Source organism: Luteibacter aegosomaticola, from assembly GCF_023078475.1.
Lineage (GTDB): Bacteria > Pseudomonadota > Gammaproteobacteria > Xanthomonadales > Rhodanobacteraceae > Luteibacter > Luteibacter aegosomaticola.
Genome location: NZ_CP095741.1, coordinates 798,441 through 821,019, shown reverse-complemented (window position 1 = coordinate 821,019; position 22,579 = coordinate 798,441). Strand labels below are relative to the sequence as shown.

At 66.2% G+C, this 22,579-nt stretch carries 19 protein-coding genes; 12 read left to right on the top strand and 7 right to left on the bottom strand.

Going from position 1 to position 22,579, the window contains the following annotated elements:
* Positions 1 to 19 precede the first annotated feature (19 nt).
* Both L2Y96_RS03620 and L2Y96_RS03615 read left to right on the top strand, forming a co-directional pair.
* The gene (locus tag L2Y96_RS03620; RefSeq protein WP_247332372.1) at positions 20 to 250 is read left to right on the top strand and encodes an AbrB/MazE/SpoVT family DNA-binding domain-containing protein; all 231 of its coding nucleotides are present in this window, start codon (positions 20 to 22) and stop codon (positions 248 to 250) included.
* Positions 250 to 654: a PIN domain-containing protein gene (locus L2Y96_RS03615; protein ID WP_247332369.1), complete on the top strand. Its 405-nt coding sequence runs from the start codon at positions 250 to 252 to the stop codon at positions 652 to 654. Before L2Y96_RS03620 ends, L2Y96_RS03615 begins: the two co-directional genes overlap by 1 nt.
* On the opposite strand, the gene L2Y96_RS03610 is transcribed toward L2Y96_RS03615, so the two are convergent.
* On the bottom strand, positions 644 to 1,375 hold the full coding sequence (locus tag L2Y96_RS03610) for a nucleoside/nucleotide kinase family protein (RefSeq protein ID WP_247332366.1): 732 nt from the start codon (positions 1,373 to 1,375) through the stop codon (positions 644 to 646). The two genes, L2Y96_RS03615 and L2Y96_RS03610, sit on opposite strands and share 11 nt — an antisense overlap.
* A gap of 148 nt (positions 1,376 to 1,523) precedes the next feature.
* Between L2Y96_RS03610 and L2Y96_RS03605 the strand changes: the two genes are divergently transcribed.
* The 9 genes from L2Y96_RS03605 (at position 1,524) to L2Y96_RS03565 (ending at position 10,308) form a co-directional block, all read left to right on the top strand.
* On the top strand, positions 1,524 to 2,240 hold the full coding sequence (locus tag L2Y96_RS03605) for a nucleoside/nucleotide kinase family protein (RefSeq protein WP_247332364.1): 717 nt from the start codon (positions 1,524 to 1,526) through the stop codon (positions 2,238 to 2,240).
* Entirely contained in the window at positions 2,237 to 2,971 is a 735-nt protein-coding gene (locus L2Y96_RS03600; protein WP_247332362.1) for a nucleoside/nucleotide kinase family protein, read from the top strand. The genes L2Y96_RS03605 and L2Y96_RS03600 overlap by 4 nt, the downstream gene beginning before the upstream one ends.
* 23 nt (positions 2,972 to 2,994) lie before the next feature.
* On the top strand, positions 2,995 to 3,753 hold the full coding sequence (locus L2Y96_RS03595; RefSeq protein ID WP_247332359.1) for an aspartyl/asparaginyl beta-hydroxylase domain-containing protein: 759 nt from the start codon (positions 2,995 to 2,997) through the stop codon (positions 3,751 to 3,753).
* Positions 3,754 to 3,992: 239 nt separating this feature from the next.
* Positions 3,993 to 5,696, top strand: coding sequence for a fatty acyl-AMP ligase (locus L2Y96_RS03590; protein WP_247332356.1), 1,704 nt, complete (start codon positions 3,993 to 3,995; stop codon positions 5,694 to 5,696).
* A complete protein-coding gene (locus tag L2Y96_RS03585; protein WP_247332353.1) occupies positions 5,693 to 6,676 on the top strand; it encodes an NAD-dependent epimerase/dehydratase family protein in 984 nt (327 codons plus the stop codon). The genes L2Y96_RS03590 and L2Y96_RS03585 overlap by 4 nt, the downstream gene beginning before the upstream one ends.
* Complete coding sequence (locus tag L2Y96_RS03580) at positions 6,673 to 6,924, top strand: acyl carrier protein (protein WP_247332350.1); 252 nt, start codon at positions 6,673 to 6,675, stop codon at positions 6,922 to 6,924. The genes L2Y96_RS03585 and L2Y96_RS03580 overlap by 4 nt, the downstream gene beginning before the upstream one ends.
* On the top strand, positions 6,921 to 8,138 hold the full coding sequence (gene spt / locus L2Y96_RS03575) for a serine palmitoyltransferase (protein ID WP_247332348.1): 1,218 nt from the start codon (positions 6,921 to 6,923) through the stop codon (positions 8,136 to 8,138). Before L2Y96_RS03580 ends, spt begins: the two co-directional genes overlap by 4 nt.
* Positions 8,135 to 9,472, top strand: coding sequence for a lipopolysaccharide biosynthesis protein (locus L2Y96_RS03570; protein WP_247332346.1), 1,338 nt, complete (start codon positions 8,135 to 8,137; stop codon positions 9,470 to 9,472). Before spt ends, L2Y96_RS03570 begins: the two co-directional genes overlap by 4 nt.
* Entirely contained in the window at positions 9,469 to 10,308 is an 840-nt protein-coding gene (locus tag L2Y96_RS03565) for a hypothetical protein (RefSeq protein ID WP_247332344.1), read from the top strand. Before L2Y96_RS03570 ends, L2Y96_RS03565 begins: the two co-directional genes overlap by 4 nt.
* Here L2Y96_RS03565 and L2Y96_RS03560 read toward each other — a convergent pair.
* The 5 genes from L2Y96_RS03560 to L2Y96_RS03540 are packed head-to-tail and all read right to left on the bottom strand — an operon-like array spanning position 10,305 to position 20,218.
* Positions 10,305 to 11,672, bottom strand: a complete 1,368-nt coding sequence (locus L2Y96_RS03560) for an efflux transporter outer membrane subunit (RefSeq protein WP_247332342.1) — start codon at positions 11,670 to 11,672, stop codon at positions 10,305 to 10,307. The two genes, L2Y96_RS03565 and L2Y96_RS03560, sit on opposite strands and share 4 nt — an antisense overlap.
* Positions 11,669 to 14,782: an efflux RND transporter permease subunit gene (locus L2Y96_RS03555; protein WP_247332339.1), complete on the bottom strand. Its 3,114-nt coding sequence runs from the start codon at positions 14,780 to 14,782 to the stop codon at positions 11,669 to 11,671. Before L2Y96_RS03555 ends, L2Y96_RS03560 begins: the two co-directional genes overlap by 4 nt.
* Positions 14,779 to 17,877 carry an efflux RND transporter permease subunit gene (locus L2Y96_RS03550; RefSeq protein WP_247332336.1) on the bottom strand — a complete coding sequence of 1,033 codons (3,099 nt, stop codon included), beginning with the start codon at positions 17,875 to 17,877 and terminating at the stop codon, positions 14,779 to 14,781. Before L2Y96_RS03550 ends, L2Y96_RS03555 begins: the two co-directional genes overlap by 4 nt.
* Complete coding sequence (locus L2Y96_RS03545) at positions 17,874 to 19,079, bottom strand: efflux RND transporter periplasmic adaptor subunit (RefSeq protein WP_247332334.1); 1,206 nt, start codon at positions 19,077 to 19,079, stop codon at positions 17,874 to 17,876. The genes L2Y96_RS03550 and L2Y96_RS03545 overlap by 4 nt, the downstream gene beginning before the upstream one ends.
* Positions 19,076 to 20,218: a hypothetical protein gene (locus tag L2Y96_RS03540; protein WP_247332331.1), complete on the bottom strand. Its 1,143-nt coding sequence runs from the start codon at positions 20,216 to 20,218 to the stop codon at positions 19,076 to 19,078. The genes L2Y96_RS03545 and L2Y96_RS03540 overlap by 4 nt, the downstream gene beginning before the upstream one ends.
* A 139-nt stretch (positions 20,219 to 20,357) precedes the next feature.
* Between L2Y96_RS03540 and L2Y96_RS03535 the strand changes: the two genes are divergently transcribed.
* Entirely contained in the window at positions 20,358 to 21,077 is a 720-nt protein-coding gene (locus L2Y96_RS03535) for a response regulator transcription factor (protein ID WP_247332313.1), read from the top strand.
* 2 nt (positions 21,078 to 21,079) lie between these two features.
* Here L2Y96_RS03535 and L2Y96_RS03530 read toward each other — a convergent pair whose 3' ends face one another.
* Entirely contained in the window at positions 21,080 to 22,492 is a 1,413-nt protein-coding gene (locus L2Y96_RS03530) for a sensor histidine kinase (protein ID WP_247332310.1), read from the bottom strand.
* Between the last annotated feature and the right edge of the window lie 87 nt (positions 22,493 to 22,579).

The following is a 22,579-nucleotide window of genomic DNA, read 5'->3' as shown; positions in this document are numbered from 1 at the left end:
TATATCCGAGGCGAGTACGATGCGCGTATCCAAATGGGGCAACAGCCTTGGCATCCGGCTTCCGGCTGCCGTCGTGGAGGCACTGGGCTTGAGAGAAGGAGACGACGTCGTGTTGTATGCAAAAGGAGCTCGCGAATTCGCCGTGGAGCGTGGCCCGCGCGATGAAGAAGTCCTCGAGCGCCTGCGCGCACTGAAGGGCCGGCTGCCCGCCGATTTCCGCTTCGATCGCGATGATGCCAACGAGCGCTGATGGAAGGGCTCACCTTCCTCGATAGCAACGTGGTGCTCTACCTGCTTTCCGAAGATACCGAGAAGCACGACATCGCGATGGACCTCCTGTCGCGGCGGCCGGCGGTTAGCGTGCAGGTGCTGAACGAAGTCACCAACGTTTGCCGCAAGAAGGCTGGCATGTCGTGGGAAGAGGTTGCGGCATTCCTTGCCAGCATCCGGCATTTCTGCCCCGTGGTCAGCCTGACAGCGGATATCCACGACAGCGCGCGCCGGCTCGCCGCGCGGCACAAGCTGTCGTTTTATGATGCGAACATCGTTGCCGCCGCCATCGATAGCGGCGCGGCCGTCGTCTGGTCAGAGGCCATGCACCACGGCCTGGTCATCGAACATACCGTGACCGTGGTGAATCCCTTCAAGGGGTAAAGTTCGGCGCGTAGCCGCATTCGGCCATGGTGTTCGCGATCGCCGCTTCTACCTGCGCGAAGACGTTTTCCAGCGGAAGATTCGTGTCGATATCCGTGATCGGCGCGCCGCCATAACTAAGCAATGGCGTCACGGCGATCTTCTTCGCGAGGGATTCGCGGCGATGATCCGGCTTGCGCGCGCAGGCGACATCCAGATCCACATTCAGTCGCAACACGAGATCCGGCTTATGGCTCGCCATCCACTCGAACACTGAGTGCTCATAGCGCGCGAGCTGCCTGACCAGCCACGAGCCCTGCGAGGCATTAGGAAAACCCGGGCCATCGTACGCACCGGGAATCGCCACCTGCGGAAAGCGATCGGTGACCACGATGAGGCCCTGCTCACGCATGGCCAGCATGCGCTTGAAGCGGAGCTTGCGGCGCATCGTAAAGCCAATGATGACCAGCGCAGGCAGCAGCGTCGGCTGCTTGTCGACCTTCATGCGGTCGTTGACGGTATCGACCTTGCGCGTAATGGCCCGCTCGAGCACCGGCCCGATGAGCGGCCAGGCGGCCATGGCGCGGGCGATGTTGCCGGACTGCTTACCCAGGTGGGCCCGGCCCGCGGGACCATAGCGGGTGATCCAGCCGGCGACGTGGTCGGACACCGTCGATTTGCCCGAGCCATCAGTGCCGATGATCGCGATCAGGGGAGCCATGTGGCCGGGCTTTGCGGGCATGCGGTTTCCGTCGGTGAAGGTAAGTCCATCGGAAAGGATAGCAGCGCGCGCCCGGGAGGGCGTCAAGGGACGCCAACGTAGACGTGCACAAGCACCCGGGCATACCATAAAAGGTATTGTCTGCATCGCCCTGTCCGGTGGGCCCTCCGTGTCCAAACACCTCGATCCTTCCCAACGCCTGCCGGTCGTTGCCCTTACCGGCTGCGACGGATCGGGCAAATCCACACTGGCTGATTCACTCGTGGCACGCCTGCGTGAGCGCGGCCCGGTTGAACAACTCTACCTGGGCCAGTCGTCGGGGCGCATCGGTGAGTGGATCCGCGAACTGCCCGTGATAGGCGGCCCGCTGGGGCGTTACCTCACCCGCAAGTCTGATCGGGTACACGATAAGCCGAAGCAGGCACCCGGCGGCGTGACCGCCTTTGCGATCTACTTGCTCTCGCGTTGGCGAGCCCATAAGTACAAGCGCATGCTGCGCGTGTGCGCGACGGGAACACTCGTTGTCACCGACCGCTATCCGCAGGCGGAGATCCCCGGCTTCCTCTTCGACGGCGCCGAGCTGGCGAAGACCGAAGGTGGCTCCTGGTGGGTGCGCTGGCTGCGTGGGCGCGAGCAGGAGCTCTATGCGTGGATGGCTTCGGGCGTCCCCATGCTCGTCATCCGCCTGAACGTGGATGAGGCAACCGCCCACGCGCGAAAACCGGATCACAAGCTGTCCTCGCTCCGCGCGAAGATCGCCAATATCCCTCTTTTAACGTTCAACGGGGCCCACATCGTGGATCTCGATGGCCGCGACAACGCCGGCTTCGTCCTGGACGAAGCACTGGAGGCGGTGCGCGCGGCGCAGGAAGCTCACCGCTCATGACCACGCCAGACCACGACGACGCACCTCTTCCGCCGATCCCCAACCTGATCGCGGTCGTCGGTTGCGACGGCACCGGCAAATCCACGCTCACGCACGATCTGCAGCGCATCGTGGGGGCCCATGTGCCCACCGTGCGCCGCTACCTGGGCCTTATTTCCGGCGAGAGTGGTGCCAAGATCAAGGACCTGCCCCTGATCGGCCCGCGCCTCGAGAAGCGGCTCGCCGCCAAGGCCGCCCATGCGCAGGATATGAAAAACAAGGCGCCCGGCTTCTGGGGAGCCCTCGTCATGGTCGGGCTCTCGATCTGGCGCGAAGCGCACCTGCGCAAGGTGTGCCGGCTGGCCGAAAGCGGCACGGTGGTTATCACCGACCGCTATCCTCAGGCCGAGGTGAGCGGCTTTCGCTACGACGGCCCCGGCCTTGGCCTCGAACGCAGCAAGGGCTGGCTGGTGCGCAAGCTGGCCGAGCGCGAGCAGCGTTTGTACAAGCGCATGGCCCGCTACCGGCCGATACTCGTGATCAAGCTCGATATCGACCTCGCGACCGCCTATGCGCGCAAGCCCGATCACAGCCGCTCGGAACTCAGCGACAAGATCGCCGTGATGGCCCGGCTCCAGTACAACGGCGCACCGCTGTTCGATCTGGATACGCGCGCCCCCTACCCCGATGTACTGCAGAAGGCACTGCGCGCCGTCGCGACCGTCGTGCCCTCGCTGCCATCCACCCTTTAACCTGCCCAGCACCCCGAGGCGACGTGAACACGACCCTTTCGAACGCTCCCCAGGCCCCACTGTGGCGCCGGATGCTCATCCGTGCCGGCAAGCGCTTCCTGCGCTGGAGCGGCCGTTTCCAGGCGAAGCACTCGCTGGTCGCCACCACGCCGGTGCTGCCGAACGATACGTTTGACTGGGTACCGCGCCTTGAGGCCGCCTGGCCGGAGATCCGCCAGGAACTGGAGCATCTTCTGGAGCACCCGGAGGATATCCCCGCGTTCCACCAGATTTCCCCGGACCAGAAGCGCATCTCCAAGGGCGATAACTGGAAGACCTTCGGCTTCTACGTTTACGGCAACCGCGTCGATGAGAACTGCGCGGTCTGCCCGCGCACGGCTGCGGCGCTGGACGCCCTGCCCGGCATGCGCAGTGCGATGTTCTCGATCCTGCAGCCGCGTTACCGCATCGCGGCGCACAAGGGTCCGACCAAGGCCGTGATCCGCGCCCACCTCGGCCTGCGCGTCCCACAGGACTGGGAGAACGTCTGGATCCGCGTGGATGATCAGATCCTCCACTGGCACGAGGGCAAGGTCGTACTTTTCGACGATAGTTTTGAACACGAAGTTCACAATGATACGGACGAGCTCCGGGCCGTCCTTTTCATCGATATCGACCGCCCCTCGGACAAGCTCGGAACAGCCTTTAACCGATTGATTTTCTGGCTAATCAGCATCAGTCCGTACGTGCGCCAGCCGATCAAAAACATGGCGAAATGGAACAAGGAACGGGGCCAGAAGTAGGGGCGGATTCGCCATTTCTTCACATAAAATTTACAAGACAAGCCCCATAGGGCTTACGAAAATCTGAGTAAATTCTTAACATAGCCGCCAATTAGGGTACCATTAGGTTCAGTAATGGCCTTGCAACACCCCCGTGTTGCCCCCAAAGACGCGGTCTGGCGTCGAAAAGCGGTAAAAACATGAGCGCAGACGGAAGCATCTTTACTCGCACTGGGTCACCGACACCCACGATCAACTCGATGCCGTTGCGTCGGGGTGACTTCGACACGCTTGCCGAAGTCCTCGACTACGCGGCGACGGGTACGACCGGTGCGAATTTCTATGCGGGCGGCAAGCTGGCAACGGCGCTGCCCTATAAGACCTTGCGAACGCAGGCGATCGACCTTGCGCAGCGTTTGGCTTCGCTCGAGCTGCCGCGTGGCGCTCGCGTGGCCATCATCGCGGAGACGAGCCCGGAGTTCCTGCGCTTCTTCTTCGCCTGCCAGTACATCGGTCTCGTGCCGGTTGCCGTCCCTTCCGCAGTGAACCTCGGCGGGCATGACGCCTTCGTCAAGAAGCTCCGTGGCATGCTGCAGGCGTGCGACGCCGCCGTGGCCGTGGCATCGGAATCCTTCCAGGGTTTCCTGGAAGAAGCCGTGCGTGGCCTGGGCGTGGTGATGTGGGGCGAGCCGTCGGCCTTCGACGAGTTGCCGGCCGATACCTCGCCGATGCAGCCGCTGCGCGCCGACGAAGTGGCCTACCTGCAGTTCACCTCGGGAAGCACCGGTACGCCGAAGGCAGCGGTGATCACCGAGGGCGCGTTGCTCGCCAACCTGCGCGGTTCGATCAACCACGGCCTCGTGTTGAACGAGCAAGACCGCTTCGTATCGTGGCTGCCGTTCTATCACGACATGGGCCTGGTCGGCTGCCTGCTGACCGTGATGGCAGGACAGCGCTCCATCGATTACATGGACACGCGCGAATTCGCGATGCGTCCGCGCCGCTGGCTCGAACTCATGAGCCAGTCGAAGGCAACGATCGCTTACAGCCCGCCGTTCGGTTACGACATGTGCGCACGCCGCGTGCGCCCAGGCGACATCGCTTCGTACGACCTGTCTAACTGGCGTATCGCCGGTGTTGGCGCCGAGCCCATCCATCCCGAAGTGATGGAGAAGTTCGCCGAGCTGCTCGGCCAGTCGGGTTTCAACTCGAACGCCTTCGTGCCGTCGTACGGCATGGCCGAAGCTGCGCTGGCGGTGAGCTTCTCGCCGCTCGGCAAGGGCATGCTGGTTGACTGGATCGACCCGACCGACCTGGCCGACCACCTGCGCGCGACGCCGGTGGCCAAGGGCCAGGGCACGCCGTTCGTCCGCTGTGGGCCGGTGCTGCCGGAACACGAACTCGAGATCCGCGACGACGCCGGCCACCTGCTGGCCGATCGCCACGTAGGCAAGATCATGGTTCGTGGCCCGAGCATCATGTCGGGCTACTACGAGCAGCCGGAACTCACCGATGACGTCCTCGCCGGTGATGGCTGGCTCGACACGGGCGATATCGGCTACCTCATCGATGGCGAAGTCGTGATCACGGGCCGTCACAAGGACATGATCATCGTCAACGGCCGCAACATCTGGCCACAGGAGATCGAGCGCATCGTCGAGCGCCAGCCGGAACTGCGTTCGCAGGACGCTTCGGCGTTCAGCGTGCCGGGCCCGACGGGTGCCGAGATCGCCGTGGTCGTGGTCCAGTGCAACACCGACGACACCGCCATTCGCGTGGCGCTGGTGCAACGCATCCGCCGCGAACTGCTGGAAGAACTGGGCGTGGATTGCCTGATCGAACTCGTGCCGCGCCACACGCTGCCGCGCACATCCTCGGGCAAGCTTTCCCGCTCGGCCACCCGCAAGGGTTACCTGGAACGCCAGGCGCAGGAGCACGTCCTTCGGGTCGCGGGTTCGCGATGAGCGAAACGCCAGACGACGGGAGGCCGGTCGTTGCATTGACCGGCGCCACCGGCTTCATTGGCGCCGCGCTTAGCGAACATCTTGTCCGCGCGGGTTACCGCGTGCGGGCCCTGTACCGGCCGCGCCGCGGCCGCGTGATGCACAGCGCATCGGGCCTGAAGTGGATCGCCGGCGACCTCGACGACAAAGACGCGCTGGCCGCCGTCATGGATGGCGCGCACGCTGTCATCCACTGCGCGGGCAGCGTTCGCGGCGCCAGCCAGGCGGATTTCGACCGGGTCAACGAACGGGGCGTGATCAACACGGTGGAGGCTGCCCTGCTGGCGCCCTCGTGCGAACGCTTCCTGCTGATCTCCTCGCTCGCCGCACGCGAGCCCCAGCTCTCGGATTACGCGCGCAGCAAGCATCTCGGCGAGCAGGCGCTCGCCGCTCGTGCGGGCCGCCTGACGTGGGCGGCCATCCGGCCGCCGGCCGTCTATGGCCCCGGCGATCGCGAGATGCTTCCGCTGTTCCAGGGCATGGCTCGCGGCATCGCGGCTATCCCGGGAGCGGGCGACGGACGTTTCTCGCTGATCCACGTGGCCGACCTGGCCTCGGCCGTCGTGGCCTGGCTGGGCACGGAGGGCGCCAGCGGCGCCATCTACGAGCTCGATGATGGCCACGCCCGCGGCTACGATTGGGATACCGTGCTGGGCACGGCGGCCCAGGTGCTGCGCGATGGCGCGCCCATCCGCCGCCTGCACATCCCGGTGCCGGTCCTGCGTTTCGTGGCTCGCGCCAACCGCCTGGGCGCGCGCCTGTTTGGCTACGCGCCGATGCTGACCCCAGGCAAGGTGCGTGAAATCACGCATGCCGACTGGGTATCGAACAGCGCTCCCTTCATGCAAGCCACCGGCTGGCAGCCCGCCGTCCCGTTCCGGGAAGGCCTGGCCCAGACCCTCGGCAAACCCCTTACCGCTTTGAACGGAACACCCCCATGACCCACGAAGAAGTCGTTGCCGAAGTGATCAGGCTGGTGAAACCCCACGCCGAAGGGCGCGTGGCCAACATCACCGCGGATACCGGGCTTACCGGCGAGCTGGCGCTCGATTCGCTGAAGGTGATGGACCTCATCACCGATGTCGAGGATCATTACGAGATCTCGGTGCCGCTCAACACCCTGGCGGACATCAAAACCGTCGGCCAGCTGGCCACGCTGATCCAGACGCACGTAGGCAAAAAAGCATGAAAGAGAACCCCCGGCTCCGTGCCGTGCGGGAGGTCCGAGGCGAACTGGCGTCCCTGGGCGTCGATCCGTTCGGTATCCAGATCGATGAGATCCTGTCGCCCACCGAGGGCCTGATCCAGGGTCGCAAGACGATCCTCGCTGGCACCAACAATTACCTCGGGCTCACCTTCGACCCGGATTGCATCGCGGCGGCCCGCCAGGCGCTTGAGAGCGCCGGCACGGGCACCACGGGCTCGCGCATGGCCAACGGCAGCTACGCGGCACACCGCGAGCTGGAGCTCGATCTCGCGCGCTTCTACGGCAAGCGCGACGCCATCGTGTTCTCCACCGGCTACCAGGCCAACCTGGGCATGATCTCGGCCCTGGCTGGCCCGGGCGATACCGTCATGATCGATGCCGACAGCCACGCCAGCATCTACGACGGCTGCAACCTGAGCGGTGCGAACACGATCCGCTTCCGCCACAACGACCCGGATGACCTGGCCAAGCGCATGCGCCGCCTGGGCGACGAGGCGGCCAACGCCCTGATCGTCGTGGAAGGCGTGTACAGCATGCTGGGCGATCGCGCGCCGTTGCGCGAGTTCGTCGAGGTGAAGAAGCAGTTCGGCGCCACCCTGCTCGTCGACGAAGCCCACTCCATGGGCGTCCTCGGCGCGAAGGGCCAGGGCCTGTGTGAAGAGCTGGGCCTCCTCGACGATATCGATTACGTCGTTGGCACCTTCAGCAAGAGTCTCGGCAACACCGGCGGCTTCTGCGTCGGCGACGCCGATGAAATGGAAGTGCTCCGTTACGCCAGCCGCCCGTACGTGTTCACCGCTTCGCTGCCCCCGGCAACGATCGCGGCCACCCGCATGGCCCTGCGCAAGCTCGAGGCCGCCAGCGACCTGCGCCAGCGTATCCGCGAGAATGCCGCGCGCCTGCACGCCGGCCTGGCCGCCCTGGGCTTCCGCCTGGGCGCCCCGGCCAACGCCGTGGTCGCCGTGCTCGCGGGCGAAAAGGTGGAGGCCCTGCGCTTCTGGCACCACCTGCTCAAGCAGGGCGTGTACGTGAACGTCATGGTGCCGCCGGCTACGCCGGGCAACGAATCGCTGCTCCGCTGCAGCGTCAGTGCTGCCCATACGCCGGAACAGATCGATGCCATCTGCGCCGCGTTCGCCAGCTGGCCGGCGCGCGAGAGTGTCATGGCCACGGCCCCTACCGCGCTCGAGCGATGAAACACTGGTTCTCCGATGGCGCCTTCCGCGCCATCGTGCGTAACGCTACCTACCTGGGCTCCAGCAACGTCGTCGGCGCGTTGCTGGGGCTGCTGGCGCTCGCGTGCGCCGGCCGTGCCCTGCACCCGGCGTTGTTCGGCGTGCTGGTCGTGGTGCAGGCCTACGGCAAGAGCGTCAGTGACTTCGTCAAGTTCCAGACCTGGCAGTTTGTCGTGCAGTTCGGCACGCCAGCCCTGGCGCACAAGGACCTGAACCGGTTCCGCGACGTGGTGGGCTTCTCGTTCGGCCTCGATCTCGCCAGCGGCGCCATCGCGCTGGTCGGCGGTATGGTCCTGCTGCCCTTCCTCAGCCATGCCGTGGGTATTCCGCCCGGGGATTTCTGGTGGGCGCTGGCTTACTGCACCCTCATTCCGACGATGACGGCGGCGACGCCCACCGGCATCCTCCGCTCCATCGATCGCTTCGACCTGATCGCCGTGCAGCAGGCGATCACGCCGTTCCTGCGCGCCGTCGGCAGCGTCGTCGCCTACTTCGGCGACCTGGGCTTCCCGGGCTTCATCGCGACCTGGTATCTCTCCAGCCTGGCCGGCGACGCCACGCTGTGGTGGTTCGCCGTGCAGGAGCTGCGTCGACAGAACATCCAGGATGCGCTGCGGCCCAAGCTCATGAGCGCCGCCCGGCGTATCAAGGGCGCGTGGGATTTCGTCTGGACCACCAATTTCGCCCATTCGATCTGGTCGGCGCGCAATGCCGGCAGCAACGTGCTGGTGGGTATCGTGCTCGGCCCGGCGGCAGCGGGTGTGTTCAAGGTGGCGCTGACCTTCTTCGACGCGGCCGGCACCCCCGCCTCGCTGATGCAGAAAAGCTTCTACCCGGAGATTCGCCGCCTCGACCCCGCCAGTGATCGCCCCTGGAAGCTGGGCTTGCGCGCGGCCGCTCTGGCTGGCGGCCTTGGCGTGCTCGTCGCCATCCTGGTCATCGCCGTCGGCAAGCCACTGATCGGCTCCGTGTTCGGCAAGCAGTATCTGGAAGCCTACGATCTGCTACAGGTGATGTGCGCCGCCCTCGTCGTCTCCATGGCCGGCTTTCCGCTCGAATCCCTGCTCTACATCGCCAGCCGCCAGCGCGCCGCCCTCGTGGCCCAGGCGCTTGCCGCGGTGGCCTATGTGGCCCTGCTTATTGGCCTTAGCCACAGCTTTGGCATCATGGGTGCGGCGGTCGCCTATTTCGGCGGCCAGTGCCTGGATGCGCTGTTCTCCCTGATCCCAACCATCGGGGCGTATCGCAACCGGCACGCGCTGACGTTTTACGCGCCCGAGGAAGCGAAGTCATGAACGGCATCAGTGGCCTGCGCTGGCAGCGGTTCCCGAAGGAAACCCTTCGGCGACTGTTCGATGCCGTCGATACGGATGATGTCGTCGACGCGCACGTCGACCTGCCCGACCCGATCGTCCTGGCCTGCCCGGACGAGTGGATCGAGCGCTGCTACGCGCTGTGCCTGCAGTTCTGGGAAGACGGTGTCACTCGCGCAGAACTGATGCACCTGGTCGAGAAGCTGCTGCGCAACGAAGGCCTCAGCGCCGACGACCGCATCCAGTACAAGAACATCCGCGCGCGCTACAAGCACCTGCGTTTTGCGCAGCGCCTGTATGGCAAGCGCCATCGCTCCGGCTACGTCTTCGACCTGATCACGCGTGTCATGGGCCACCTGCAGGACGCCTTCCGCGGCGGCCAGCGCGGCGCCGTGGTGCGCCAGGGGCTGAAGCTGAAATTGCTGCTCTCCCGCCCGGTCTGGCGCATGGTCCGCCGCGGCCTCATCGATATGGAACTCGACAACGAGGCGGGCTTCATCGCCCATCAGCGTGCGGAGATCACTCGCCTGAAGAAGGTGATGGGCCGCACGATGTTCGCCGGCCACCAGTTCCATACCGTGCGCAAGATCATCAGCATGCAGGTGTCGTACTACGACACCCTGCGCTCGTTCGGACCGAATGAGCACGCGTTCCGGATGTCGCGCTTCCTCGCCGCGATCAATGGCCTGATGGGCGCGCGGCACGACGAGATGGTGGCCGACCAGCTTTCGGGCCGGCGCGATTACCGCACGCCGTCGCCGCTCTCGACGCAGACGCGCACCCGCCTCGAAACCCTGGTGACCCACTACCCGCTTTAGCGGGCAGCGGTCGCCTCTTTCGCGGGTTCAGCCTCGGGCTGCCAGCCGCCGCCCAGGGCGACGATCAGGTTCACGCTGGCATCGAGCCGGCGGCGACGGACGTCAAGGTCGCCACGCACGGCGTTGAGCGCCGTATTCGCGGCATCGACCACGGCCGGGTAATCCGCTACGCCTTCGCGGTACTGGTTCTGCATGACGCGATCGGCTTCGGTCGCGGCCTTTGCCGCGTCGGCATGGAGCTGCGCCGTGCCATCCAGCGTGCTGGTCACGACCAGGCCATCTTCCACTTCACGGTAGGCGTCGAGCACCGTCTGGCGATAGTTCGCCACGGCTTCGCTATAGGCCGCGTTCGCATTCTCTTCGCCCGCTTCGAGACGGCCACCGGCGAACAGCGGCGCATGCGCGTCCACGGTACCCGTGGGGCCGCGGCGCACGCCGATGCCTGCGGCCAGGCTGATCGAAGGCAGCGTTTCGGCCTTGGCCACGCCGATGCGCGCGTTCGCCGCGGCCATGCGCCGTTCGCTCGCCACCACGTCGGGGCGGCGCTCCAGCAAGGTGGCGGGGACGCCGGAAGGAATCGACGGTACGGCGACATCGAACGGTGCCGGGGCAATCGAGAAATCGGCCGGCGCCTTGCCCAGCATCACCGCGATGGCATGCTCAAGCTGTGCGCGGCCGCTCTTCGCATCGGCCAGCTGCAACTGCGCCGAGCTCGCGCGGACGAGCGCATCCGCGACATTCGCGCTGGACGCCTGGCCCTGGGCGTACTGGTTCTGCACCATGGTGTGCCAGCGGGTACCGACATCGGCGGCGCGCTCCAGCAACGCGATGGACGCATCGTCTTCGCGCAGCGCGAAATAGCTCTGCACCAGACGCGCCTGCATCGAGAGCGTCGCGCCGGCCAGATCGGCCTGGCTGGCCTGCGCTGAGGCGCGGTGCGCTTCCACGTCGCGGCGGATACGGCCCCACAAATCCAGATCCCAGCTCACGCCCAGGCCAAAATCGTTCTCGTTGCGCTGGCCCGATTTGAACGAGCCCACGCCCACCGACGGATACGCCGGGCCACCGGCAGCCTTCGCAAGCGCCTCGGCTTCACGCACGCGCGCGGCCGATGCCGCCAGCGACTGGTTGTTCACCTGCACCTGCGAAACCAGCTGGTCGAGCGTGGCGTCGTTGTAGATCGACCACCACTTGCCGGCGGGCAACGCCGCCGTGCTCGCCTGGGCCGGTGCTTCTTTGAATGCGGCCGGCGTCGGCGCCGAGGGGCGCACGTAATCCGGGCCGACGGTGCACGCGGCAAGGGCGACGACGACACCCGCCGCGGCCAGTGTGCGCACCAGGGCATTCACAGGCAGTGCGCTCATGCGAGCGGCCCCTTGCCGGTCGTGTATCCCGCGTCGCGCCGGGTCCCGATGCTGTGCAGCCATTGGCTTGTCCACCTGCTGAATCGATCAAGGTAAAGGTACACAACCGGGGTCGTGTACAGGGTCAGCACCTGGCTGAGGATGAGGCCACCGCCCATCGCGATGCCCAGCGGCTGGTGCATCTCGGAGCCGTTGCCGCGCGACAGTGCCAGCGGCACCGCGGCCACCATCACGGCGAGCGAGGTCATCAGGATGGGGCGGAAACGCAGCCGGCACGCCTCATGGATCGCTTCCAACGGGTCCAGGCGCCCTTCGCGGGCGGCGGCCAGGGCGAAGTCCACCATCATGATGGCGTTCTTCATCACGATGCCCACGAGGGCGAAGATGCCGATCAGCGCGATCACGTCCAGGTCCGTGCGGAATAGCAGCAGCGCGAACACCGCGCCCACGGCCGCCGAAGGCAGGGTGGACAGGATGGTGATCGGATGCACGCAGCTCTCGTAAAGGATGCCCAGCACGATGAAGAGCGTGAGGAACGCGCCCAGGATCAGTGCCGGCTCGCTATCCGCTACCTGGCGCGCCGCGCCTGCCGAGCCCTGGTAGCTGCCACGCACCGAGGTGGGCATGGCGATCTTCTTCAGCGCCGCTTCGATGAGACTGGAGGCCTTCGCCAGCGAGATGCCCGGCGCACGGTCAAACGAAATCGTCGCTGCCACGGTCTGCCCGTAGTGCGCGATATCCAGTGGTGTATCGAATTGGCTCACCCGACCAAGCGCCAGCAAGGGCACGCTGCTGCCGCCCGTGCCGGGAACCGTCAGGCGGTCAAAAGCCTGCGCCGATTGCGCCTGCGCCGGGTCCACGCCCATCACAACGGGGATCTGGCTGGATGGCGTGAAGACGGTGGTGACACGGCGGTCCGCGAACGCATCGCGCAGCACGCCGTCGATACGCGAATAGCCGACGCCAAACTGGGCTGCGGTGTCGCGGTCCACGTCCAGCGACGTCGCCGTGCCGACGTTACCCGCCTTGCCGTGCACATTCGTCAGCTCAGGGATGGCCAGCATGGCTTGTACGACGCGCGGCGTCCACAGGCGCAGCAGTTCCGGGGAATCCGCCTGCAACGTGAACTCGTTCGAGGCGCGGCTGCGGCGGCCGCCCACGCGGATGTTCTGCACCGAGGTCACGGTGTAGACACCGCCGGTCTTCTTCGCGAGCTGCGTGTTCAGGCGAGCGGCGACTTCGTCGGCGCTGGATTTACGTTCGGAGAACGGCTTCAGCGTGACGAACAGCGAGCCATCGTTCTGCTCGAGATAGCCGGCCACCGATGCCACGGCCGGATCGGCGCGCACGGTGTCGATAAACTCGCCCAGGTACGCCTTGGCCAGCGGGAACGCCATGCTGCCACCGGCATCGAAATCGCCCGTGAGCTCGCCGGTATCCTGGCGCGGGAAGAAACCTTTCGGCACCACGATGTACAACACCACGCTGAGGCAGAGCACGGCGAGCAGCGACAACATGGTGAGCGGCGCATGGCGAAGCGCCCACACGAGGCTCTTGTCATAGCCCTGGGCCAGACGCGTAAGCGTGCGGTCGCTCCACTGGTAGAGACGCCCATGCAGGCGCGAGTCCCGGGCCGGTCGCAGCCACTGCGAGCACCACATGGGTACGACGGTAAGCGACACCAGCAACGAAATCGCGATGACCGTGGCCAGCGTCACCGAGAATTCGCGCACGAACAGGCCTACGTAGCCGCCCATGAACAACATCGGGATAAACACGGCGATCAGCACGGCGCTCATCGAGACGACGGTGAGGCCCACCTCGCCCGCGCCCACCCGCGCCGCTTCCCGCGGCGGCAGGCCGGCTTCGAGATGGCGCGAGATGTTCTCGACCACCACCACGGCGTCATCCACCGCGAAGCCCACCGCGATGGTCAGTGCCATCAGCGAGAGGATATCGAGGCTGTAACCCAGCGCCTTCATCACGATCATGGCGCCCAGCATGGCGATCGGTGCCACGGCGCTGGCGATCAGCGCGGCGCGCCAGTCGCGCAGGAACAGCAGCATCACGACGACCACGAGCACCACCGCAAGCGCGAGCGTGTGCTCCGCGGCGCGCAGCGACCCGCGCACGGTGGCCGCCCGGTCCACGATCACGCTCACCTGCATATCGCCCGGCAGCGACGCGCGCAGCAGGGGCAGGCGCTGCATCACGCCATCGATGACGGCAATGGTGTTCGAGCCCGGCTTGTGACGGACCAGTGCCAGCACAGCCGGCGTGCCATTGGCGATCGCCGCCGTATGCGGATCGCGTACATCCTCGGTGGTCCGGCCCACGTCACCCAGGCGCACCACGGCGCCATCGCGGTGCGCGATCACCAGTGCCTGGAACGCCTGTACCGAGTTGAGCTGGCCATTGGTGGCCACCTGCAACGCGCGGTCGCCTACCTCCACCACACCGGTGGGCTGGTTGGAGATGGCGGCCGCGAGCGCGTGGCGGACATCTTCGAAACCCACGCCGCGCTGGCTCATCGCCTGCGGATCCAACGCGACGCGGAATGCCGGCACGGAGCCGCCCACCAGTTCCACATCACCCACGCCATCCACCTGCGCGAGCGTCTGGCTGAACGTGGTGGAGGCGGTGTCGTACATCTGCCCCGGCGTCGCGCGCCGCGAGGTCAGCGCGAGCACCAGCACAGGCGCATCGGCCGAGCTCACTTCGCGGTAGCTCGGGCTACCCGGCATATCGGGGGGGAGGTCGCTGCGCGCCGCGTTGATCGCCGCTTGCACGTCGCGCGCGGCACCGACGGTGTCGCGCGACAGATCGAAGCTGAGGCGGATATCGGTCTGCCCGGCCGTGTTCACCGAGGTCATCTCGGTCAGGCCGGCGATGCGGCCCAACGAACGCTCGAGCGGCGTGGCGACAGCCGACACCATCGTGGCCGGGCTGGCGCCGGGCAGCGCCGCAGAGACCTTGATGGTGGGCACATTCACCTCGGGCATCGAGGCGATCGGCAGTAAACGCCACGCGAACGCGCCGGCAATCACCAGACCGAGGCACAGCAGCGTCGTCGCCACCGGTCGATCGATGAACAGCCGGGACAGGTTCATGCCGCGCGCCTCGCGCTCAGCACGCGCTCGAACGCCAGGTAGATGACCGGCGTCGTGAACAACGTGAGCAGCTGGCTCACCAGCAGGCCCCAGAAGATGCCAACGCCCAGCGGATGGCGCAGCTCCGCGCCCATGCCGCCACCTAGCATCAGCGGCAACGCGCCAAGCATCGCGGCGAGCGTCGTCATGATGATCGGACGGAAACGCAGCAGGCTCGCCTGCACGATCGCATCGCGCGGCGTCAGCCCTTGCTGGCGCTGCGCGTCGATCGCGAAGTCGATCAGCATGATCGCGTTCTTCTGCACGATGCCGATCAACAGGATGATGCCGATCAGCGAGATCACATCCAGCTCGAAGCCACCGATCCACAGCGCCAGCAAGGCACCGATACCCGCCGAGGGCAGCGTCGAAAGAATGGTGAGCGGGTGGATGAAGCTCTCGTAGAGCACGCCCAGCACGATGTACACGGTGATCAGCGTGGCGAGGATCAACCAGGGCTGGCCTTCACGCGAGACCTGGAACGCCTCGGCCGCGCCTTCCCAACGAAGCTGCGTGCTCGCCGGGAGCTTCAGCTGCTGGTGCACCTTATCCACGGTGGCCATGGCGCCATCGAGCGCTACGCCGCGGGCGAGGTTGAACGACACCGTGGCGGCGGGAAGCTGATCGAGGCGGGTGACCACGAGCGGTGCCGTGCGCTCGCTGACACGAGCCACGGAGGAGAGCGGCACGAGCGCGGCGGACGGATCGTTCGCGTTGGCCTTGGCGTCGCCCTGCCCTGCAAGGTAAATACCGCTGATGGCTGACGCCGGCGTATCCGCCCCCGGCAGCGCCTCAAGGATCACCCGGCGCGGGTTGGCGAGCGAAAGCAGCGTGCTCACCTGGCGCTGGCCGAACGCGTTGTACAGCGCATCGCCCACCGCGGCGGACGTGATGCCGTAACGGCTCGCCTGATCGGCGTCCACCTGGACGAACGCTTCCAGGCCGAGGTCGGCCTGGTCGCTGCTGACACCGGCCAGGTCACGCTGTGCACGCAGCGGTTCAACGACACGCGGCACCGCTTGCGCGAGCAGCGCGGGATCGGCGTTTTCGATCGAGAACTGATACTGGCCACGGCTGACGCGATCGTCGATGGTGAGGTCGGGCACAGGCTGAAGGTGCAGCGTGATCCCATCGACCTTGCGCACGGCGTCGGCAAGGCGGGCCATCACGGCGGGTACGCGATCGCGCTGCGACAACGGCTTCAGGTGGATCAGCACCTGGCCCGTATTGATCGCCGCGGCAGCGCCTTCGCCGCCCACGAACGACGCCACGCTGGCCACGGCGGGATCCTGCTGGATCACCTTGGTCAACGCCTGCTGGCGGCGGCTCATGGCCGCGAACGACACCGTCGGCGAGGCCTCGGTGATGCCCTGGATATCGCCGGAATCCTGCGTGGGGAACAGACCCCGCGGCATGGCCACGTAAAGGCCGACGGCCAGTACGGCCATCACACCCACGGCCACCAGCGTGCCCGTCTGCCGTGCCAGCACCCAGTGCAGGCCACGCCCGTAACGGGCAAGCACGGCATCCAGCCAGGCGCGCCCATCGCGCGCGCTGCGCGCCGGCTTCACGTCCGGTACCCGGCGCAACATGCGTGCGCACATCATCGGCGTCAGCGTGAGCGAGACGACGCCCGAGATCAGGATCGCCACCGCCAGCGTCACCGCGAACTCGCGGAACAGGCGGCCCACCAGGCCACCCATGAACAGCAGCGGGATCAGCACCGCCACGAGCGACACGGTCAGCGACACCACGGTGAACGCGATCTGCCGTGCGCCATTCAACGCGGCGGTAAGCGGCGTTTCACCCGCTTCGATGTGCCGCGAGATGTTCTCGATCATCACGATCGCATCGTCGACCATGAAGCCGGTCGCGACGATGAGCGCCATGAGCGTGAGGTTGTTGATCGAGAACCCGGCGAGATACATCACCGCGAAGGTACCGATCAGCGAGAGCGGCACCACGACACCCGGGATGACCGTGGCCGTGCCGCTACCGAGGAACAGGAAGATCACCAGCACGACCAGGGCCACGGCGAAGAGCAGCTCGATCTGCACATCGCGCACGGCGGCGCGCACGGTCTCGGTGCGGTCGGTGATCGTCGCGATATCCACCGCCGCCGGCAACGTCGCATTGAGCTGCGGCAGCACGGCGCGGATGTGGTCGACGACATCGACAACGTTGGCGCCCGGCTGGCGGCGGATCCGCAGCACGATGGCCGGCGCATCGCCCGACCATGCGGCCTGGCGGGTGTTTTCGACACCATCGCTCACGCGAGCGACATCACCCAGGCGCACCACGGCGCCATCACGATGGCTCACGACGAGATCGCGGAAACCATCGACGCTATCGACCGGATGGTTCAACGCGATGTTGGACGTACGATCCGGGCCCTCGAGGCTGCCCTTGGCCTGGTTCGAATTGGCATCGCGGATCGCGTTGCGCAGATCGTCCAGGGTCAGGCCCTGCGAGCGTAGCCGGGCAGGATCCGCCTGCACCACCACGGCCGGCTGCTGGCCGCCATCAATGCTGACCAGGCCAACGCCGGAAACCTGCGAGAGCTTGGGCACCAGGCGCGTATCAGCCAGCTCGCGCAGCGTACGCAGCGGCAGCGTGTGCGAGGTCAACGCCAGCGTCATCACCGGCGCGTCGGCCGGGTTCACCTTGCGGTACAGCGGCGGCTGCGACATATCCGGCGGCAGGGACGGCGCGACGGCATTGATCGCCGCCTGCACTTCCTGTTCGGCCACGTCCAGCGGCAGGCTGAGGTTGAAACGCAGCGTGATCGTGGCCGTGCCGCTGGCACTGGTCGACGACATCTGGTTCAGTCCGGGCATCTGCCCGAGCTGGCGCTCGAGCGGCGCGGTGATCGACGAGGCGACCACCTGCGGTCCGGCGCCCGGATACGCGGTGACCACTTCGATGGTCGGGAAATCGACCTCAGGCAGCGCGGAAACCGAAAGGAAGCGGTAGCCGAACAGGCCCACCAGCAACACCGCGACGGCCAGCAGCGATGTCGCCACCGGCCTCAGGATAAAGAGGCGGGAAGGATTCACGGGCGCACGGACGACGCGGCAGCGGGGGCAACCTCGGCCGGGCATGCGACCGGCGTGGCCGACGCGGCGGCCGGGGCCTCCGGCGCGACCGTGGCGGTGACACTGGTACCGACGCGCAGGCGGTCGGCGCCTTCGACCACCACCTGGGCGCCCGCCGAAAGGCCGGAACGGATCACCGTGGTGGTCGCATCGGCCGGGCCGAGCACCACCGGTACGGCATCCGCCGTCTTGTCACTCTTGATCACGTAGACGAACGCGCCCTGCGCACCCTGCTGGATGGCCGCGGTGGGCACCAGCGTCGCGCTAGCCAGCACGTCCACCGGCAGCTTCGCGGTCACGAACTGGTTGGGCAGCAGCTCATTGTTCGCATTGGCGAACTGGGCCTCGAGCTTCACCGTGCCCGTGGCCGGATCGACCTCGTTGTTCGCGGCGAGCAGGCGGCCCGTGGCCAGCGGCTGGGTCGGGTCGTCGCCATAGGCGGTCACCGGGATGCAGGCACCGCCACGCAGGCGCTCAAGCACATGCGGCGCATCCTGCACCGAGACCGCGAATTGCACTTTGCTCGGCTGCGACTGGGTGACGACGGTGATGCCACGCGCATCGGCCGGGCCCACGAGGTTGCCCGGGTCGACGCGACGCAGGCCTACCGTGCCGCTGATCGGCGAGGTAATCCGCGTGCTGGCAAGCTGCAGGTTGGCGCTGCCGATACGGCCCTGCTCGGATTTCACTTCGCCGGCGTACTGGTTCACCAGCGCCTGCTGGTCGGCCACGCGCTGGCGGGAGATCGAATCCTGGGTGAGCAGCGCCTGGTAATGCTTCAGCGTCTCCTGCGCGTTCGCCAGCTGTGACTGGCTGCGCGCCAGATCACCATTGGCGAGCTGCAACTGTGCCTGGAACGAGCGCGGATCCACTTCGGCCAGCAGGTCGCCCTGCTTCACCTGCTGCCCGCCGGTGAAGTTCACCCGGGTGAGCTCACCATCCACGCGGCTGCGCACCAGCACGCTGTTGGCCGGCGTGACGGTGCCGGGCTGCGAACGCGACACGGCGAAGCTGCCCTGGCGGGCCACGGCGGTCGTGACCGGTACGGCCTGCCCGTCATCCGGGCTTCCTGCCCCCCGGCGGTGGCTCACCCACCACACCAACGCCACGAGGACGATGATGGCTAGTACGACGACACCTGCGCGGGAGGTTGGCTTGCTCATGAAAGGGTCTTCTCGTAGACGCGATAACGCTTGTAGTCCCGGCCGCCGATGGTCTCGACGATGTTCCGCATGCCTTCGTTGTCTTCAAGGATCCACGACAACTCCACCTGCTCGACGCCTCGGGCGACCAGATGATGCCGCACGGCATCGATGACAAGGAAGGCCAGGCCCGGGCCAAGCGGGGTGTTATGGAAGCTGCGGCGCACACCCATCAGCGGCACGCGCGAGGACTTCGGGAACTTCTTCTTCAGGCCCCAGAGCAACTTGATCCAGTTGAACGGGAGCAGCTTGCCGTTGAAGCCCTTGATCACTTCGTTGACGTTGGGCAGCGCGGCGATGAACGCGGCCGGCTTGCCATCCACTTCGGCGATCTGGATCAGCTCCGGCGCGATCAGCAGCTTCAGGCTGTGGCCCAGGTCCTTGAACTCGGCTTCGGTAAACGGCACGAAGCCCCAGTTGTCGGCCCACGCGTCGTTGAAGATCTCGCGCAGCGTCGCCAGCTCTTCGTCGTAGCGGCTGGCATCGAGCGGGCGCACGCGCACCGGCTTCTTCGAGCTGCGCAGCAGGCGGTGCATCACCTTCGGTTCCGGGAAGTCCGGCGCCACCATGTAGGCCAGCATGTCCTTGGCCTTCGTATAGCCGGCGTTTTCGATGTGCTTGCCGTAGTACGGGTAAGCGTGGCCCATCATGAAGACGGGCGGCGTGTCGAAGCCATCCACCAGCAGACCCACTTCATCGTTGATCGAAAGGCTGAGCGGGCCGCGCACGCGCTTCACGCCTTCGCTGCGCAGCCAGGTCTCGGCGGCATCGAACAGCGCGTTGAAGGTCTCGGGGTTGTCTTCCGCGTCGAGCATGCCGAAGAAGCCGGTGGCGTCCTCGTAGCGCTCCAGGTGCAGGTAATCGATCTGCGCGCTGATACGGCCCACGAGCTTTTCACCGCGGTAAGCCACCCAGCCCTTCCAGCGGGCGTGCTCGAACCACGGGTTGGTCTTGGCACCCAGATGCAGGCGGCGCTCGAGCAGCAGCGGCGAAATCCAGTTCGGATCCGAACCCAGGATGGCACTGGGCACCTTGAGGAAGCGCCCCAGTTCCGCCTTCTTTTCAAGCGGGACGATGCGCAGCGGAGCGGAAGTGTTCAAGAGCGGGATTCCCGAGAAGCGAATGCGAAAAATCTGAAAGATAAGTGTAATGACGGCCGCAAGGATTTGGTATACCCATTGGTATAGAAAGTGGTACGGTCGATGGATTTTGCACCCCAATGGCGGCAATCTCTTGGCAATGGCCCTCTTCAACCCTGAGACCGGCGCGCCAGCCCGCCCCTTGCGGGTCATCCTCATGGATGACGACGACCTGCTGCGCGACCGGATCCTGGCGCCCAGGCTGGTCCAGTTCGGCTTCGAGGTCACGGCGACCGGTAGTACCGCCGAACTGCACGCCGCGGTAAAGCGGGGTGCGCCCGACCTGTTCGTGCTGGATATCGGCCTGCCCGATGGCGATGGCTTCACCGTGGCCCGCACGCTCCGCGCCACGCTGCCCGGCGCCGGCATTGTCATGCTCACGGGGCGTGGCGATACGGGGGACCGCGTGCGTGGCCTGTTCGAGGGGGCGGACGCCTACCTGGCCAAGCCGGTCGAAATCGATGTACTGATCGCTACCTTATATAGCGTCGCCCGGCGCCTGCAGCCCGCGCTGGCGTCCCAACCCCCACGCGGTCGCTGGACGCTCAGCCCTGACGAATGGTTCCTGCTCTCACCCACCGGCGCCCAGGTCATGCTGACCCGGAGCGAACGGCGCCTGCTCGAGGCCATGCTCCAGCACGCTGATGAGGTCGTACCCCGCGAGACCCTGATCGCCGCACTGACCGACGACGTGCTCGCGTTCGACCCGCACCGGCTCGATTCCATGGTGCACCGCCTGCGCCGTAAGGTCCTGGCCGCGCTCGGTGAACCATTACCCCTGAACGCCGTGCACGGCACGGGTTACGTCCTGGAAGCCTGAGCTCAGGCAACGGCTCGGTGGCTTTGCGCGCTGAGCGGCAGGAACACCTGGATCACCGTGCCCTTGCCGGGCTCACTCTGGATCACGGTATTGCCACCGGCTTGCAGGACCAGCCCATGGACGACGCTGAGGCCAAGCCCGGTGCCCCGCTCCGCCGGCTTGGTCGTGAAAAACGGCTCGAACACCTGCGCCCGGATCGCCTCCGGCATGCCGATGCCGGTGTCGCTTACCGAGAGCAGCACGTAGCCGCCCGCGTCTTCCAGCGCGATCGTGCAGCGGCCGCCCTCTGGCATCGCATCGCGTGCATTGGTCACCAGGTTGATGACCGCCAGCTCGAACTGGCTGCGGTCGAACCAGATCAGTCGCGCACCGGGTGGCAGTTCCATCTGCAACTCACAGCATGGCGGCAGCGATTGGCGCGCGAGCGGACGCAGCTCGTTCAACGCATCCACTACGTCGAACTCCTCCGCTTCCGGCACATCGCGCCGGCTGAAGTTAAGCAGCTTGCGACACACGGCCGTACCGCGCCGCGCCGCCAGCTCGATCCCCTCCAGCGCATCGGCCACCGCGCGCATGTCGCCCTCGGGGGGTTCGTCATCGACGAGCAGGCGGTCACGCTCCATGGAGAAGCCAAGGATGATGTCGAACACGTTGTTCACGTCATGCGCCACGCCACTCGCCAGCTGGCCTACCGCATCCATCTTCTGTGCATGTAGCAGCTGCGCTTGCGTGCGCTCGCGCTCGGCGATCTCGTGCGCCAGCTGCAGCCCGCGCTGGTCGGATTCAAGCAGGCTATCGCGCAACGCGTGGATGCTTCGATCCACGATGAGTGCGATCAGCAGGTAACTGGTAAGCGCGCGCATCGGCAGCAGGTTGTAGAACGCCACGATCAGCGCAGGCAAGTGCGTTTCCGTCGATAACTTCAGCGGCTGAAGATCCACGCTCATGATGAGGATCAGCGCTTCCGCTGCGTACGTGATCCACAGCGCGCGGCGGCCAAGCATGAGACCGCTCAATGCGAGGATCATGATCAGGGTGAGGTTGCCGTCCGTCGCGCGATAACCAAATGCCGCATAGGCGACGGCGCCACAAACCAGCATGGTGCCGACGAACTGGGCCACGGCGAGCGGGAACCGGCCCACGCGGATCAGGTAGAAGCCCAGCCATGCCGAGACGGTCATCGCCAGATCCGTCCCGATGTCGATGCCCATGGCGGCGGGTGCGCCGATACGTGCCTTCGCATAGAAGTGCTCATACAGGTACGAGCCGTAAGCGCCGAACAGATAGAACTTGGTCGCGGGAATGCGCAGGCCTTCGAACAACAACAGCAGCTGCATGAAGGTGGCATTGCGCCGATCGACGGGATCAACGATCGGCGTATCAGCGAGCCATTGCCGGATGCGGGACATCATCATCGTGCACTCCCCTGGCACCCGGCGGCGATGGTGAGGAATCGGTGAGAACCGGGCTAGTCGAGCGTGTGTGACTTTTCGGCGGTTGTA